Origin of the sequence: Fictibacillus sp. FJAT-27399, assembly GCF_001510655.1 — a bacterium.
GTDB classification, from domain to species: domain Bacteria; phylum Bacillota; class Bacilli; order Bacillales; family Fictibacillaceae; genus Fictibacillus_C; species Fictibacillus_C marinisediminis.
In genome coordinates this window covers 19512-35818 of sequence record NZ_LMVC01000005.1, presented here as the reverse complement: position 1 = coordinate 35818, position 16307 = coordinate 19512, and the positions used below count along the sequence as shown (strand labels likewise).

19 protein-coding genes are annotated in these 16307 nt (G+C 43.6%); 13 read left to right on the top strand and 6 right to left on the bottom strand.

The window, feature by feature from the left end; translation table 11 throughout:
• Window positions 1-137: 137 nt before the first annotated feature.
• Together AR335_RS18225 and AR335_RS18220 are read right to left on the bottom strand one after the other, a co-directional pair.
• Window positions 138-1280, bottom strand: coding sequence for an amidohydrolase (locus tag AR335_RS18225; protein ID WP_053355673.1), 1143 nt, complete (start codon window positions 1278-1280; stop codon window positions 138-140).
• Between the two features lie 45 nt (window positions 1281-1325).
• Entirely contained in the window at window positions 1326-2222 is an 897-nt protein-coding gene (locus AR335_RS18220; RefSeq protein ID WP_062238563.1) for a TIGR01777 family oxidoreductase, read from the bottom strand.
• A 101-nt stretch (window positions 2223-2323) separates the two neighbouring features.
• Between AR335_RS18220 and AR335_RS18215 the strand changes: the two genes are divergently transcribed.
• The 3 genes from AR335_RS18215 (at window position 2324) to recX (ending at window position 5560) form a co-directional block, all read left to right on the top strand.
• Window positions 2324-4426 (top strand): carbon starvation CstA family protein, encoded by a 2103-nt coding sequence (locus AR335_RS18215; RefSeq protein WP_062238560.1) that lies wholly within the window; start codon window positions 2324-2326, stop codon window positions 4424-4426.
• A complete protein-coding gene (locus tag AR335_RS18210; RefSeq protein WP_062238558.1) occupies window positions 4426-4644 on the top strand; it encodes a YbdD/YjiX family protein in 219 nt (72 codons plus the stop codon). Before AR335_RS18215 ends, AR335_RS18210 begins: the two co-directional genes overlap by 1 nt.
• A gap of 103 nt (window positions 4645-4747) precedes the next feature.
• Window positions 4748-5560, top strand: coding sequence for a recombination regulator RecX (gene recX, locus AR335_RS18205; protein ID WP_062238556.1), 813 nt, complete (start codon window positions 4748-4750; stop codon window positions 5558-5560).
• Here the strand turns inward: recX and AR335_RS18200 are convergent.
• Window positions 5547-6215 carry an SDR family NAD(P)-dependent oxidoreductase gene (locus AR335_RS18200; RefSeq protein ID WP_062238553.1) on the bottom strand — a complete coding sequence of 223 codons (669 nt, stop codon included), beginning with the start codon at window positions 6213-6215 and terminating at the stop codon, window positions 5547-5549. The two genes, recX and AR335_RS18200, sit on opposite strands and share 14 nt — an antisense overlap.
• A gap of 79 nt (window positions 6216-6294) precedes the next feature.
• Between AR335_RS18200 and AR335_RS18195 the strand changes: the two genes are divergently transcribed.
• Entirely contained in the window at window positions 6295-6609 is a 315-nt protein-coding gene (locus AR335_RS18195) for a YfhH family protein (protein ID WP_062238551.1), read from the top strand.
• 120 nt (window positions 6610-6729) lie between these two features.
• Here the strand turns inward: AR335_RS18195 and sspK are convergent, their stop codons facing one another.
• Window positions 6730-6885, bottom strand: a complete 156-nt coding sequence (sspK, locus tag AR335_RS18190; protein WP_053355666.1) for a small, acid-soluble spore protein K — start codon at window positions 6883-6885, stop codon at window positions 6730-6732.
• A gap of 102 nt (window positions 6886-6987) precedes the next feature.
• Here sspK and AR335_RS18185 point away from each other — a divergent pair, with 102 nt between their 5' ends.
• Window positions 6988-7242: a YfhJ family protein gene (locus AR335_RS18185; protein ID WP_062238549.1), complete on the top strand. Its 255-nt coding sequence runs from the start codon at window positions 6988-6990 to the stop codon at window positions 7240-7242.
• Window positions 7243-7278: 36 nt separating this feature from the next.
• On the opposite strand, the gene AR335_RS18180 is transcribed toward AR335_RS18185, so the two are convergent.
• The gene (locus tag AR335_RS18180; RefSeq protein ID WP_062238547.1) at window positions 7279-8277 is read right to left on the bottom strand and encodes a metal-dependent hydrolase; all 999 of its coding nucleotides are present in this window, start codon (window positions 8275-8277) and stop codon (window positions 7279-7281) included.
• 63 nt (window positions 8278-8340) lie between these two features.
• On the opposite strand from AR335_RS18180, the gene AR335_RS18175 reads away from it, so the two are divergent.
• The 3 genes from AR335_RS18175 to AR335_RS18165 are packed head-to-tail and all read left to right on the top strand — an operon-like array spanning window position 8341 to window position 10512.
• A complete protein-coding gene (locus AR335_RS18175; protein ID WP_062238545.1) occupies window positions 8341-8652 on the top strand; it encodes a hypothetical protein in 312 nt (103 codons plus the stop codon).
• Window positions 8653-8656: 4 nt separating this feature from the next.
• Window positions 8657-9754, top strand: coding sequence for an A/G-specific adenine glycosylase (gene mutY, locus AR335_RS18170; RefSeq protein WP_062238543.1), 1098 nt, complete (start codon window positions 8657-8659; stop codon window positions 9752-9754).
• Window positions 9751-10512, top strand: coding sequence for an SDR family NAD(P)-dependent oxidoreductase (locus AR335_RS18165; protein ID WP_062238540.1), 762 nt, complete (start codon window positions 9751-9753; stop codon window positions 10510-10512). The genes mutY and AR335_RS18165 overlap by 4 nt, the downstream gene beginning before the upstream one ends.
• A 48-nt stretch (window positions 10513-10560) precedes the next feature.
• Here AR335_RS18165 and AR335_RS18160 read toward each other — a convergent pair whose 3' ends face one another.
• A complete protein-coding gene (locus tag AR335_RS18160) occupies window positions 10561-10785 on the bottom strand; it encodes a hypothetical protein (protein ID WP_062238537.1) in 225 nt (74 codons plus the stop codon).
• A 194-nt stretch (window positions 10786-10979) separates the two neighbouring features.
• On the opposite strand from AR335_RS18160, the gene AR335_RS18155 reads away from it, so the two are divergent.
• The 5 genes from AR335_RS18155 to AR335_RS18135 all read left to right on the top strand — a co-directional run bounded on the left by AR335_RS18155 (window position 10980) and on the right by AR335_RS18135 (window position 16307).
• A complete protein-coding gene (locus tag AR335_RS18155) occupies window positions 10980-11159 on the top strand; it encodes a gamma-type small acid-soluble spore protein (RefSeq protein WP_062238535.1) in 180 nt (59 codons plus the stop codon).
• Window positions 11160-11552: 393 nt separating this feature from the next.
• On the top strand, window positions 11553-12080 hold the full coding sequence (ntdP, locus tag AR335_RS18150; RefSeq protein ID WP_053355658.1) for a nucleoside tri-diphosphate phosphatase: 528 nt from the start codon (window positions 11553-11555) through the stop codon (window positions 12078-12080).
• Between the two features lie 275 nt (window positions 12081-12355).
• Window positions 12356-14104, top strand: a complete 1749-nt coding sequence (locus AR335_RS18145) for an ABC transporter ATP-binding protein (RefSeq protein ID WP_062238533.1) — start codon at window positions 12356-12358, stop codon at window positions 14102-14104.
• A 249-nt stretch (window positions 14105-14353) separates the two neighbouring features.
• Window positions 14354-15361 carry an ABC transporter ATP-binding protein gene (locus AR335_RS18140; protein ID WP_369795860.1) on the top strand — a complete coding sequence of 336 codons (1008 nt, stop codon included), beginning with the start codon at window positions 14354-14356 and terminating at the stop codon, window positions 15359-15361.
• Window positions 15342-16307: an ABC transporter ATP-binding protein gene (locus AR335_RS18135; protein WP_062238529.1), complete on the top strand. Its 966-nt coding sequence runs from the start codon at window positions 15342-15344 to the stop codon at window positions 16305-16307. Before AR335_RS18140 ends, AR335_RS18135 begins: the two co-directional genes overlap by 20 nt.

The following is a 16307-nucleotide window of genomic DNA, read 5'->3' as shown; positions in this document are numbered from 1 at the left end:
TTAATTCGGGGTGGGAATCGAACCCACTAGGACCAGAAATTCTGGTGGCGCACCAATTGCCTTCCCTATGGTTTTTGCATATTCATTTATACTTGAATCATAAGATATTTTTCTAAAAAAGAAAATAGTTTTTTTGTTTATTTTTTGTGAAAATATTGGTTATTTTTATACACAATTTTTCCTTCAATTATGGTCATTACCGGAAGAGATGAAAAATGAAACGGATGCTCTGTCCAGATGCTGATATCTGCGTCTTTTCCGGGTTCCAGGCTGCCGATTCGATTGGCAACGCCCAGGTTTTTGGCCGGGTTGATGGTAATGCCGCGCAGGGCATTTTCTTCACTCAGCCCCTCCCGGACAGAAAGAGCCGCACAGACATTTAAATAATGAATCGGCGTATAGGGATGATCTGTTGTAATGGATACTTCCAGACCATGATCTGCGAGAATTTTATACGTTTCCCAAGTTTTGTTCTTTAACTCAATCTTGGATCTTCTCGTTAGGGTTGGACCTACTGAAACTTGGAGACCTCGGCCAGACAGCTCCTCGGCAACTAAATGGCCTTCCGTGCAATGTTCAATACGGAGATCAAGATTGAATTCATCTGCCAGCCGCAGGGCCGAAAGGATATCATCCGCACGATGAGCGTGAATTCTGACAGGAATTTCACGGTTCAAAGCTGCCAGCAGGGGGGCAATCCTTAAATCCTCTGTAAAAGAAGAGCTTTTTGCGTGATAAAAAGCTTCCCGGAGCATCCCCATGATTCCCATCCGTGTAATGGAGTTATTTTCCCTGCCGCTGTGAATCCTTTTCGGGTTTTCACCGAGTGCCAGCTTCAGGCCTGCCAGCTCCTTGATCAGCATTTTTCGAATATCCTTTCCAGCAGTCTTAATGACGGAAGTTGTCCCTCCAATCACATTTGCGCTGCCGGGCATAATGTGGACCGATGTTATGCCATGCTTGATGGCATCCTGAAAACCGCTGTCCAGCGGATGGCAGCCGTCGATCGCCCGGATATGGGGGGTGAGTACTTCATTTGTTTCATTTGCATCATTCCCGGCCCATCCTGTGCCCTCATCATAAAGCCCCAAGTGGGTATGGACATCGATCAGCCCGGGCAGAAGGTGGCTTCCTTCCGCATGGATGATTACCATATCCGAGGTTTCTTCGATGGATGGGGCAAGATGTTTGATTTTTCCGTTTTGGATGAAGATATCACCTTTTTGCAAAACGGGAGAGGTAATCGGGTAAATCTTTGCCCCTTTAATCAGTATTTTCAATCTGCATTCACCTAATTTTCTTTTTATTTCTAGATATATTGTATCTTATTTCAGTAAATTCTTTAATGCTTCCTGAAGCCTTGAAAAACGGAATTGAAATCCGCCTTGAAGTGCCTTTTCGGGATAGGCATGCTGCCCTTCAAGAATGAGAACACTCATTTCACCAAGCAAAGTTTTTATGGCAAAAGCGGGAGCGGGCAGCCAGTGAGGACGTTTGATGGTTTCTCCCAATTCTTTTCCGAAATCATTGTTCTGTACAGGAAAAGGGGCAGTAACATTTAATGGACCCTCAATGTCTGATTCGATAGCATATGCAATAAGCCTTGCCGCGTCTTCAAGATGAATCCATGATATCCACTGCCTTCCAGATCCGATTCTGCCCCCGGCAAAGAACTTATAGGGCATTTCAATCTGGGAGAGAGCTCCTCCTTTTTCACTGAGGATTACTCCAAAACGAGTTAATACAGTCCTGATTCCCAGCTCAGATGCCTTCTCCGCTTTTTGTTCCCACTTTTGTGCCACTTCTGATAAAAAATTTTCATTTTTCGGTTCCGATCGTTCTGTAAAGCGCTCCTGTTCAGCAGTGCCGTAGTAACCAACAGCTGAAGCATTGACCAGTACAGAAGGTTTTTCAGGGAGTTTGTCAAGAATGCGGAGGACCTCATCCGTTGCTTTCATTCGGCTTTCCATAATTTTTTTCTTTTTTTCCTCCGTCCAGCGGCCATTGATGCTTTCACCCGCAAGGTTAATAAAGGCGTCAATACCGGAAAGCTCTTTTTCAGGAACACTGGAATCTCCAAGCCACTCCACATAATGCAATTTTGAGTCATCAGCCTCTTTTTTTGACCGTGTTAAGATGTATACATCATGATTCTTGGAAAGAAGGAGGTTTGTTACTGCCGAGCCGATCAGTCCGGTGCCTCCTGTAATTGCAATCTTCATGCTATATCCTCCTTTAGCCGAAATTTCAAGTTATTTTAAATATTAAGAATATTTGTTATAATTGTCCTTGTAATTATAACAATTTTTTAAGGGGGAGCATAATGGAAACACAGCCGAGCACCATTAAAAAGAAAAGCAATCCTTTCACAAAGACAATTATTTGGATTGCGATCGCTCTTGCAGGGGGATTAAGTCTGTCGGTTATTGCCCTGCAGAGGGACGAGCACATTAATGCCATTTGGTTTGTCGTGGCATCGCTGGCTACATACGCAGTTGCTTACCGGTTTTATTCCCGTTTTATCTCGAATAAAATCTTTGGTTTGGATAAAAAACGGGCCACACCTGCAGAGAGATACAGTGATGGAAAGGATTATGTGCCCACCAACAAATGGGTGCTCTACGGACATCATTTTGCCGCGATCGCTGGAGCTGGACCCCTTGTAGGTCCTACGCTTGCCGCACAGATGGGGTATCTTCCGGGAACAATCTGGATTATTGCGGGAGCCGTACTTGCGGGCTGTGTCCAGGATTTCGTCATTTTAATCATCTCCATGCGCCGAAAAGGCAAATCGATCGGTGAAATTGCAAGGGAAGAGATAGGGCCAGTTGGAGGCTATCTTGCCCTTGTCGGAGTATTTGCAATCATGATCATTCTCATTGCTGTTTTAGGGCTTGTTGTTGTAAACGCTTTAAAAGCGAGTCCCTGGGGCATGTACACCATTGCAATGACGATTCCGATCGCTTTATTTATGGGAATCTATATGAAATTTCTCCGGCCGGGAAGGGTAGGAGAAGCCTCCCTCATTGGATTTGCTCTTTTGATTTTTGCTTTGCTGAGCGGCCAGTGGGTGGCTGACTCTGCAACCCTGGCTCCAATGTTTACATTTGAAGGCAAAACAATTGCCATCATGATGATTGTTTACGGTTTTCTTGCCTCTGTACTTCCCGTCTGGCTTCTTTTGGCCCCAAGGGATTACTTGAGCACCTTCTTAAAGGTAGGGGTTATAGCTATGCTGGCAATCGGCATCTTTATCGTTATGCCTGAAATTAAAATGCCGGCTCTAACAAAATTTGTGGATGGAACAGGACCAGTATTTTCAGGAAACTTATTTCCGTTCCTCTTTATTACGATTGCCTGCGGTGCGGTTTCTGGATTCCATTCTTTAATATCATCTGGGACGACACCGAAGCTGATCGCTAATGAAAAGCATGCTAACATGATCGGTTACGGAGGGATGCTGACAGAATCTTTTGTAGCGGTGATGGCTCTTGTAGCAGCCACTCTTTTATCACCGGGAGTATACTTTGCCATTAACTCTCCTGCTGCAGCGATTGGGACCGAGGTGAGCGCCGCAGCAACCACTATTTCTTCCTGGGGCTTCTCTGTCAATGCAGATGAGATTAACACGATCGCCCAGCAGGTGGATGAAGAGTCGATTCTTTCAAGGACGGGAGGAGCGCCTTCGCTTGCTGTGGGGATGGCCCACATCTTTTCTAAGATCGTAGGCGGTCCTGAACTCATGGCCTTCTGGTATCATTTTGCTATTCTTTTTGAAGCCGTGTTCATATTAACGACCATTGATGCCGGAACAAGGGTAGGGAGGTTCATGCTGCAGGATCTGCTGGGCAACATCTATAAACCGCTTGGCAGAACAGACTGGATGCCTGCTGTTTATATCACCAGTGCCCTTGTTGTCGCAGGATGGGGCTACTTCCTTGTCGTGGGAGTGACCGACCCGCTTGGCGGAATCAACACGCTCTGGCCGTTATTCGGAATCACGAACCAGATGCTCGCTGCGATCGCTTTAATCGTAGCTACGACAGTCATCCTAAAAATGGGCAAGACCAAGTACTGCTGGGTAACACTGGCTCCGCTGGCTTGGCTGATGATTGTAACGTTTACAGCAGGATGGCAGAAAATTTTCTCATCGCTTCCCAAAATCGGCTTTTTAAAACAAGCTGAAGTCACTCAGCAAGCGCTGGATGCCGGGAAATTGCCGCCGACTATTCCAACAGCAGAAGCGGCCAAGCAGATTATTTTCAACAACCAGCTTAATGCAGTGCTGACTGGAATCTTCATGCTTCTTATTCTTGGAGTGTTGATTGATGCTATGAGAATATGGTGGAAAGTTTGGTTTAAAAAGGAAGAACTTCCGACAAGTGAGGAGCCGTTTAAGCAAACCAATATAAGCGAGGTGTCTTAATGAACCAGCATAATCTCCGTTCCGTCATCAAGAGGATCAGAGACGGAGCAGGCGTGATTCGAAAAATCAGCAAAGGAATCTCCAATCTTCCGGACTATGACTCCTATGTCAAACACATTCAAAAGAATCACCCGGAAGTCGCTCCTCCTACCGAGGCTGAGTTCTTTAAAGACTTTCTTAACAAAAAATACGGAGCATCCGCAAAAAGGTGCTGTTAGAAAGGAAGCCCGCATTTGTTTATGCGGGCTTTTTTTTAAACCTCTATAACAGCATTGGCAGAAGGGGCTATGTTAAAATAAAGGAAGTGAGGTGAAGAAGAAAATGGCCTTAATTACAAAGATCACAACGCAAAAAAAGAACAGCGACCGTTTTAATGTTTTTATTGATCAGGGAAATGGGGAAGAGTTCGGTTTCAGCGTTGATACGGATATCCTCATAAAGTATAAGCTCAAAAAAGGACTGGAAATCAATACGGGAGAGTTAAGCTCTTTATTGTATGAAGATGAGATCAAAAAAGGGTTTAACCGGGCTTTGCAGTTCCTGTCTTTCCGTATGAGATCAGAAAAAGAAGTACATGACTATTTAAAGAAAAATGAATATGAGGACAGTGTAATTGAAGAAGTCATTAAACGGCTTATAGAATATAAATACCTGGATAATGCTGAATTTGCAAAAATGTTTGTTAGAACAAGAAAGAATACAACATCCAAAGGGACAGGCGTTATTGCGAGAGAACTGATCCAAAAAGGGATATCTTCCGATCATATGGAAGCAGCATTAATGGAATTTCCTTATGAAGAACAATTAGAATCAGCAATTAATTTCGTCCAAAAGAAATCAAATCAAAGCAAAGGAATATCAAGCAGTGAGAGGAAAAATAAAGTTTCCCAGCAGCTCCTGCAAAAAGGATACTCCTGGGAAGTGATAGAAGAAGCTCTTCGAACGGTTGATCTTGGCAGCACTGAACAAGAGGAAAAGGAAGCTTTGCTAAAGCATGCCAATAAAGCTCACAAACGCTATAAAAAATTTTCAGGTCTGCAATATAAAAACAAAATGAAGCAGCATTTATACGGTAAAGGGTTTCCAATTGCTTTAATCGAGGAAATATTAGAGTCGGGCCTTATCGATCAATAAAAATCTCAGGCAGCCCATGGTCTTCCGCAGCGATTTGAAGTGCAACCTGCTCTGGTGTCTTGAAGCGGGATTTGTCTTTTACATGATCCGAATGGTCCCAAAAAGGAGTATCCATCCCCCCCATGTAGACGGCAGTTACTTGAATGCCTGTTCCGTCCAGCTCCTTGACGAGGCTTTCCGTAAAACCTCTGACCGCAAACTTGCTGGCGCAATACACTGATTCATTCACTTTGCCTCTCAGGCCTGCAGTAGAAATAATGTTCATGATTCTTCCTTCTTGTTTGTCTTTAAAGAAAGGCAAGCAAGTCTTTGTGGTAAAAATAGTTCCCTTTACATTAGTATCAAGCATCGTTTCAATCTCATCCACACTCAGTTCTTCCAAAGGGCCAAAGATTCCGGAACCGGCATTATTAATGAGCATATGTACATCTTCACGATGAAAAAGCTGATCGAAAACATGTTTTACTTCTTCCATGGATGTTATGTCGCAAACGCAGCTTTCTGCTTTAAAACCTTGTGCTGCAAGGCTGTCAGCAACAGAGTTAAGCTTCTTTAAAGAACGCCCGATCAAGATCACTTTATATTGCTTTGCATATTCCTCTGCAAGTGCTGCCCCTAAACCTGAGCCGCCTCCCGTTATAATCACTGATTTCATAAAAATTCACCACTCCGATACGTTTGGATTCTTAACCAATGTTTATTATACTAAAAGTACAGAAGAACGGAGGCGCACCATGGAAAAAAGATATAGCGAAATGACAAAAACAGAACTGACAGCCGAAATAGCAGATCTTCATGTAAAAGCCCAAAAAGCAGAGCAGATGGGAATGATCAGTGAGTTTTCTGTCTATGAACGAAAAATTACGATGGCAAAGTCTTATCTGCTTGATCCATCTGTCTTTGAAGCAGGTGAAACGTATCCCATTCAAGGAGATCCGGGCTCAACATTTAAAATAGTGTATATGAACGGAATTTTTGCTTGGGGGTACAGAAATGAATCTCACGAACTCGAAGCATTTCCTATTGCGATGCTGGTACAGCCTTCATAAATAATGAAAAAAGAAGCGGGGTAAGCCGCTTCTTTTTCCGGCACTAATAATGCTTGCGTGTTTGAATGTAAGCCTTATTGGCATTGCCGTTTGGTCTGGCATCCATCATAACCGCAAGAACTATTGATCGTCTCGGTGTCGATTGGATAAAAACATTCGTTCCTGTGGTCGGTCTTGAATGGATCCATCTGGCCGTTTTGAAGAAAATTCTTCTTTGGCTCTCGGCTCACCTGAGAAGGAGATCCGATTAGGGAAGTTTTTAGCTTTGTTTCGCATCGATTAGCCCTCCTTAAAATCGGTTCTCACCTAGTATGGTTTGAATAAAACCCTTTAATGTGAGCCAGTAACGGCAAAATAATGGATAAGGAGGAAGTAAAAATGGAGGATAGGTTTGCCCGGCTTGCCCGCAATTTATTAGATAAGAATCAAAATTTGACCTATGAGGAAGCAAGAAGCTGGATCGAAGGGCTTTGGGAGGATTTTGAGTCAACAAGAGCCAAGGGCGGCTATGAATATGGCGGCAAAAATAAAACAGAAGAGATGGTCGTGCAATGGATTACGAGCTACGGCCCCAAACTGCATGAATACCAGACCATGAATCCGAAGTTCAAACACTTAAAAAAAGAGCAGTGACAGCATAAAAAAAGTGATGAAGGTACATTTCCTTCATCACTCATTTTTTAGAAGCTTGGATGGAGTAAAGTCCATCTTTTTGCGCAAGCGGTCCTCGCTGTATACCCAGCCGGTATAGGATGTAATGATTTCAAGATCCTCATCAAGCTGGACTAGTGCAACAAAGGGATAATGCCCTTTGCTTCTATAGCGGAGATCGATAAAACGCACTTCATGTCCATGGTTGTTTTTTTCAACTTCCCACCGATAAACCGGGGAGAAAGAAAGGAACGCTGAAATATTCTTATCTTCTTTCGCTGCCTGAATGATTTTAGTGTCAGGAACTTCCACACGGTCAAACGTGTCAAGAACCTTGAGACGGCCATGTTTAATATTGGCAACGAAAAACTGGTGCTTAGTTTTAATAGCAAGATGATACTGGCTCCATTTTAGCGTTGGAGAAACAATGACTTCGATTGTCTCAGGAATATTCCTCCGAACGATTTGTGCTATTTTGTACCTGTTCCAGATTCTGAGGATATAGTAGCCTGCCATGATCAAATAAACGGCAGAAAATATAATTCCAGGATCGAAGCCGATATACCAAAGCAACAGACCGGCAATATGGATAATGAAAATAAACGGATCAAAAATGCTGATTACACCGAGTGCTACCCATTTTTTTGAGAAGGGATAGAGTGCTTGCGTACCATAAGCATTAAATATATCTACAAATACATGTAAAAATACGGCCAATGACGTCCACAGCCATAAATGAAGGCCGTTTGAGTACGGAACAAACAGGTATATAATCAATGACAACAGGGCCGGCCAGATAAAAAGAGCAGGCACAGAATGGGTAATTCCCCTGTGGTTGCGGATATAGACGGCATTGTTTCTTAATTTTAGAATGGTATCAAAATCTGGTGCTTGTGAACCAACCAATGTACCGAGGAGTACAGCATGGGCGGTTATTGGATCTGCAGAGACAGCCGGATCAAGCATGGCTAATCCGCCGAGCCCTAATCCCATTACAACATGGGTTCCAGTATCCAATATACACACCTCCTAACTCATATAAGATGATTGCGATAATTGTTTAAAATTGGAGGACCAATCATGAATCAAAAATTAACGGTTTTTATCGAGTATAAAGTAAAACCTGACATAATTGAACAATATGAAGCTCATATGCAAAATGTGCTGATTGAATTAATGAAAGACGGCGCCCGCAATACCTCCTGGCTCAAAGCGCTGGATCAAGACTCTCTCTATGTGGAAAGTTTTGATGTTGAAGGTTCTGAGGTATATCACTCTTTAAAGCAGCTCAGGCTCTTTAAAGGCCATCCGGTATATGGGCCGCTTGATCAGATGATTTCGGGCGGACTGTCCAAACTCCATTGCTGGGCATTTGAAAAGAAAGGTGAGTAATACGTTGAATCGTTCTGAAACATATATTGAAGACTTTCCAGTTCAAGGTTTCCAGCAGGATCTAATTAACTGGTATCAAGAGAATCAGCGCGATCTTCCCTGGAGATGGAATCAGGATCCATATAGAGTATGGGTTTCCGAAATCATGCTGCAGCAAACCCGCGTGGATACTGTCATTCCTTACTTTAACCGTTTCCTGTCTTTATTTCCTACCCTTACCGACCTGGCTGAGGCGGATGAAGAAAAGGTTTTAAAGGCATGGGAGGGTTTAGGTTATTATTCCCGTGTTCGTAATTTGCAAACCGCAGTAAGAGAAGTCGCCGAGCAATATGGAGGGACAATACCCGATACAGCCGATGAAATATCAAAGCTTAAAGGTGTCGGGCCGTATACGGCAGGAGCGATCTTAAGTATTGCTTACGGAGTACCTGAACCTGCGGTAGATGGCAATGTGATGAGGGTGCTCTCCAGGATCCTGCTCATCTATGAGGATATTGGAAAAGCTAAAACAAAAATGCTGTTTGAAGATGCTGTTCGAAAATTGATTTTAAAAGAAGATCCTTCTTCGTTTAATCAGGCGCTTATGGAGCTTGGAGCTCTCATTTGCACGCCAAAATCACCGGCTTGCCTGATCTGTCCTGTTCAGGAGCACTGCAGGGCTTTTGATCAGGGACGACAGAAAGAACTCCCTGTAAAAGAAAAGAAAATAAAGATCAAACATGTGGATATGGCTGCACTCATCTTACGCAATCAAGAAGGGAATTACCTGATTCATAAAAGACCGAAAGAAGGGCTGCTTGCTAATCTTTGGGAATTTCCGAATGTACCTGTTCATAAGAGGGGAGTAAGCGAGAAAGAGGATCTGAAGGTTTTCATTGAAGCTGAATGGGGTATTTCTGCTGCTGTCGGCGATCAAGTGAGTAACATAGAACACGTATTTTCCCATTTGAAATGGAACATACAGCTTTTTGAAGGACAATGCAGCCATGAAACAATGGATGCTGCGGATTTAAAGTGGGTAACGCTGGAAGAGATGGAGTCCTATCCTTTTCCGGTATCACATCAAAAAATCATCAAATTGGCAAAAGAGGTGACGGCATGAATCTATATCTGGAAAACAAACGGGTACTTATAACTGGCGGTTCAAAAGGTTTAGGCAAGGGCATCGCCAAGCTGTTTTTGGAAGAAGGTGCATCTGTCGGCATTTGCGGGCGCAGCCTAGAAACCCTTGAACAGGCAAAATCTGAATTGGACGGCGAACTCATCATTCTAAAGGGAGATGTGACATCCCGAGAGGACAGGGAGCGAATCATACGTGAATTTATTGGGGAGTTTGGCGGCATTGATATTTTAATCAATAATGCTGGAGGCAGTAATGGATCTTCAGTAATGGAAACAAGTATGGAGGAGTTTGAAGAAGCGGTTCACCTTAATTTTTTATCCGCTGTTGGAATGAGCAAGCTTGCGGCTGAATACATGGTTAAAAATGAAAAAGGAACCATTATTAACATTTCCTCAATTTTCGGAAGGGAATCCGGCGGCAAACCGACTTACAACGGAAGCAAAGCGGCTCTCATTTCATTTACTAAGTCGTTTGCTGATGAAATGATCCAGCATGGAGTACGGATCAGCGGTATCGCTCCCGGATCAGTGCTGCACCCTACAGGAAATTGGCAGAAACGGTTAAAGGAAAACCCGGAACAGATCAACCAGTATGTACAGCAGCATATACCCGCACAGCGGTTTGGTACGGTCGAAGAGATTGCCAACACGGTTGTGTTCCTTTCTTCAGACCGGGCATCCTGGATCATAGGAGCGACGTTAAACGTTGACGGAGGTCAATCCTACAGCAATTTTTAATTGGTAAATAAAAAATTGAGCCTGAATATTCAGGCTCAGCTTTTTTCATTAATCCACTTTCGGGGTTGTTCCTCTCTCCCAGCTGGCCTCATCATTCGAAAGGCCTCCTCTGGATTCAATTTCTTTAATAATTTCACGATGTATCGTTGTTCCTTCCTCATTCAGATAGGGGGCAATTTGCTGGAAAGACTGATGAAAATATGCCAATTCACTGTCTTTCCATTCTTTTTTAGCGACCATATCTAATTCTGTCATATCTCTGCCCACGTACATAAGATCGACCTCCCAAGGCGTTATAGGTGCCAGGCACCATAAAAAATAATCGCCTTTAGTTTTTGAAACCATTTGCAATCCTATACCCTGTCTCATGGGCCCGCAATCGTTGGAAATATACAATAAAAAATTATTTTTTGTTCACATAAAAACATCCGCAGAGGGTTAAATTAATTTTCGTGGAGGTGATACTAATGGACAAACAGCAAAACAAAACAAACGCACAGCAAGTTAAAAAGCAAAACCAACAGTCTCAAGCTGGTCAAGGTCAATATGGTGCTGAGTTTGCAAGCGAAACTGACGCTCAACAAGTTCGTCAGCAAAACGCTCAATCTCAACAACAAAAAGGCCAAGGTAACCAAAACCAACAGTAACCTCTATCCAGAATGCTCCCTGCTATACGCAGGGGGCATTTTTGGTTTTCTGGCCAATTTAGACAAGGTTTTTAAGATACATACTAAGGGAAAAAGATCAATGACTATGGAAAATGAAAAAATGGGCGAGCTTTTTTTCAATAAACAGGGTAACTATCATTTCCAAACTATTCTTAAAACGATATACTATAGGAGAGAAAATAACGTAAAGTAACTGTTTCTTGGGGATGATGAAGGCCGGGCAGGGCTAGAATAGTGATGAGACGATACAATGAACGAATTTGTACAACGAAGCTGGTGAATTACCTAAATGTTCTAATTTAAATTGGAAAGGAGTTCGCACATACCTGGTAACCCATTGGCTTCCGGAAATGCGAAGGAAAGGAGAGGCATATGAGTTTTCCCACACCCGGAAGTATTATTGATATACAAAGCTATAAACATAACGGATCACTCCATCGCACCTGGGAAGATACGGTTATCCTCAAGGGGAGTTCGTCTGTAGTTATAGCAGGAAATGATCGTATTCTTGTAACGGAATCAGATGGCAGGCAGTGGCGGACGAGAGAGCCGGCGATCTGCTATTTCAATTCCAAGCAATGGTTTAATGTAATCGGCATGATCCGGCAGGACGGTTTTTATTATTATTGTAACCTGGGGACACCCTATATATGGGATAATGAGGCACTTAAATATATCGATTATGACCTGGATATTAAGGTTTTTCCCGACATGTCCTATATTCTATTAGATGAAGATGAATACAGCTTGCACAGGCAAATGATGAAATATCCCCATGAACTCGATTACATTATTAAAAAGAATTTAAATGAATTAATTTCCATGATCAATCAGAGAAAAGGCCCATTCGAACCAGGCTTTATAGAGCAATGGTACGAAAGGTATTTGGAGTTTAGATAAGAAAAAACCTGTTGAATCCAGCGTTCAACAGGTTTTTCTGACAATAATAATAGTAATCGTAAAAAACGCCTGCGCGGGGAAGCCGTATATCGATCCCTTAAAGAGGCGTTTTAAGCTTTTAAAAGGTCACTTCAGCATTTCTTGATCCAGCTTCAGCAGGCAGATTGGACGAAAAAAGGGGCAATTTTCGTCCCTCTCGGCCGCTTCGTTCTCACGCGAGCACGTCTATCGGCTCTAAACGCCTGCTTCAGCATTTCATATAAGAAGGTGTAATTTTGGATAGTATCAGAAGGTATTTGGGCTTTGTAAAGCCCTACAAAAAACAAATTGGATGGACCATTGTAATTGGGATATTAAAGTTTGGTATTCCATTGCTCATCCCGCTTATTTTAAAATATGTGGTCGATACGATTATAAATGGACATGGTTTGACGAGCAGTGATAGACTCAGCAAGCTGCTTTGGCTGATGGGAGGTTCCTTCTTTATTTTCGGTGTGCTTCGTCCGCCAATCGAATATTATCGGCAGTATTACGCACAATGGGTCGGAAGCAAAATCCTATATGATATCAGGGATAAGCTTTATGGACATATTCAGCGGCTCTCCTTACGTTTTTATTCCAATAACAAGTCGGGTGAAATCATATCGAGGGTAATCAATGACGTTGAGCAAACGAAGGATTTTGTCATCACGGGCTTAATGAATGTCTGGCTTGATATGTTTACGATTGTGATTGCGATTGTGATCATGGCAACGATGGATGGATGGCTGACGGTTGTCGCATTGGCGATGCTGCCGTTTTACGGCCTCTCCGTTAAATATTTTTATACAAGGCTAAGAGGTCTGACGAAACAGCGTTCGCAGGCGCTCGCGGAAGTGCAGGGGCATCTGCATGAACGAGTCCAGGGGATGTCAGTCATCAGAAGCTTTGCTCTTGAGGATTATGAGCAAGTTCAGTTTGATAAAAGAAACTCCCATTTTCTGAACAAAGCGATGGATCAGACAACCTGGAACGCCAAAACGTTTGCGGTTGTAAATACGATTACAGATATAGCACCGCTTCTAGTTATCGGTTTTGCGGCATATAGGGCGATAGGAGGCCATATATCTGTCGGAGAAGTGGTCGCATTTGCCGGCTATATGGACAGGCTGTATAATCCGCTCAGAAGGCTGGTTAATTCATCGACAACCCTTACACAGTCACTCGCGTCCATGGACAGGGTCTTCGAATTTATGGATGAGGAATATGATATTAAAGATCAGCCGAAAGCCAAGGAACTTACGGATGTAAAAGGAGAGCTGTCGTTTAACGAAGTGTATTTCCGGTACAATGAGGGTGAACCGCACGTTCTAAAAGGAATCGATCTTAGAGTAGAACAAGGGCAGACGATCGCCCTCGTAGGGATGAGCGGTGGCGGGAAATCCTCGCTTGTCAGCCTTATCCCCAGGTTTTATGACGTGTCGAAGGGCAGCATCCTGCTCGATGGGGAAGATATCCGGAGTTTCAAAGTGCGTTCGCTCAGGGATAAGATTGGCATGGTCCTTCAAGATAACATTTTGTTCAGTGAATCGGTTAAGGCCAATATCCTCATGGGAAATCCAGAAGCATCTGATGAGGAAGTTGCTGCAGCTGCAAAAGCAGCAAATGCGCATGAGTTCATTATAAATCTGCCACAAGGATATGATACGAAAATTGGTGAACGGGGAGTCAAACTTTCAGGAGGGCAAAAACAGCGGGTTGCCATCGCCAGGGTCTTCCTGAAGAATCCGCCGATTTTAATCCTTGATGAAGCGACTTCCGCCCTTGATTTGGAAAGCGAGCACCTCATTCAAGAATCGCTTGAAAAGCTTGCAAAAGACCGTACGACCTTTATCGTTGCACACCGCCTAGCAACCATCACTCACGCAGACCGTATAGTAGTTGTCGATAACGGTGAGATTGCTGAAAGCGGGACCCATTATGAGTTAATGAAAAAAAGAGGAGTGTACTATAACCTGTTTACGGTTCAGCAGCTTGGCGATTGAATTGGTAATTGATGGGCAGAAAGTTGTAATTTCATAACATGCCATAAGAAAAAAGAACGGGGCAGCCATAGGCTTCTGTTCTTTTTTTGTGTTAGAAAAGACCCGGGTTTCCTAACAAACGACAAGATTATTAAAAATTTTTAGAAATTTTAATATTGTCAAATTATTAGACTAGTGTCATAATTTCAATAGAGTGTCCTACAAATTGTTCACGCTGTAAGTAAATGTCATCATGAAGAAAGGGGTGGGATAGTGAGCAGTCCAGTCTTGGAAGTAAAAGGATTAAGGACTTCTTTTCAGACAGATGATGGGGAAGTTTCGGTTGTCAATCACATCGATTTCCAAATCAATTCCGGTGAAGTACTTGGAATTGTAGGAGAATCGGGATGCGGCAAAAGTGTTACTTCATTATCAGTCATGGGACTCGTTCCAACACCTGCGGGGAAAGTTGAAGGAGATATTTTGTTTAAAGGGGAAAATCTTACTTCAGCATCTGAGAAAAGGATGCGCCAGATTCGCGGGAATGAGATAGCAATGATTTTTCAGGAGCCGATGACCAGTCTAAATCCGGTGTTTACTATCGGCAGCCAGCTGATCGAGGCTTTGCAAATACATAAGAAATGGCCAAAAAAGAAGGCAAAGGCACATGCCGTTGAAATGCTTAAAATGGTTGGGCTTCCACGGGCGGAAGAACTGATGAAGGACTTTCCCCACCAGCTGTCAGGGGGAATGCGCCAGCGTGTCATGATCGCAATGGCCATGATCTGTTCTCCGAAACTGTTGATCGCAGACGAACCGACCACCGCGCTAGACGTGACAATTCAGGCTCAGATTCTTGAGCTTATGAAAAAATTGAACGATGAGACCGACACAGCCATCATGATGATCACCCATGATTTGGGCGTAGTAGCTGAAATGTGCCAGCGCGTTGTCGTTATGTATGCAGGTAGAGTCGTTGAAGAGGCAGATGTAAAAACGATTTTCACTAGTCCGAAACATCCATATACGGTTGGCCTGATTCAATCTGTTCCTGATATGAGGGATAAAAAAGAACGTCTTTATTCCATACCAGGAAATGTTCCAAAACCCGGATCTGTGAAAGCGGGGTGCCAGTTTGCTCCGAGATGCGCCCATGCCTATGAGCGCTGCCAGAGCGAAACACCAGCGCTTGAAACCCTTGAAGGCGGCCAAAAAGTAAGATGCTGGCTGTATGAGGATCAGAAAGGGGTAGACATCGTTGACCGAACCATTAGTTAAAGTTGAGAACTTAAAAAAGCACTTTCCGATTAAAGGCGGAGTGCTTGGGAAAACAGTCGGAGAAGTAAAAGCGGTGGACGGTGTATCCTTTACCATTCAAAAAGGTGAAACTCTGGGACTTGTCGGTGAGAGCGGATGCGGGAAATCTACGACCGGACGCATGCTGCTCAGGCTTCTCGAACCGAGTGACGGCAAGATCTATTTTGAAGGGCAAGATGTGACTGCGCTTTCTTCGAACGCGATGCGCAAGATGCGAAGAGAGATGCAAATGGTTTTTCAGGATCCCTTTGCTTCACTTAATCCGAGGCATACCGTTGAAAAAATACTGGAAGAACCGCTGATCGTTCACGGAGTAAAGGACGCAAAAGAACGCAAGAGAAGGGTGAAGGAGCTGCTTGAAGTCGTAGGATTAAGCAGTTATCATGCGAAACGCTATCCCCATCAGTTCAGCGGTGGGCAGAGGCAAAGAATCGGCATCGCCCGTGCACTGGCTGTTAACCCTAAACTGATCATCGCGGATGAACCTGTCTCGGCGCTGGATGTATCCATCCAATCGCAAGTACTGAACCTTTTGCAAGACTTGCAGGAAGAATTCGGGCTTACTTACCTTTTTATTGCCCATGATCTTGGAGTCGTACGACACATTAGCGACAGAGTCGGTGTCATGTATCTCGGCAGGATCGTAGAACTGTCAGACAGCGAACAGCTTTATGACAATCCTATGCATCCTTATACACAGGCCTTGCTTTCTGCAGTACCTATTCCCGATTTTGAAGTAAAAAAGGAGCGCATCATTTTAAAAGGTGATGTCCCAAGCCCGTCCAACCCTCCAAAAGGATGTGCGTTCCATACGCGATGTCCTCAAGCGATGGATGTATGCGCTGCAGAGCGTCCGGTATTTAAGGAAGCTGAGAAGGGCCACTACGTTGCCTGTCATCTTTATTGA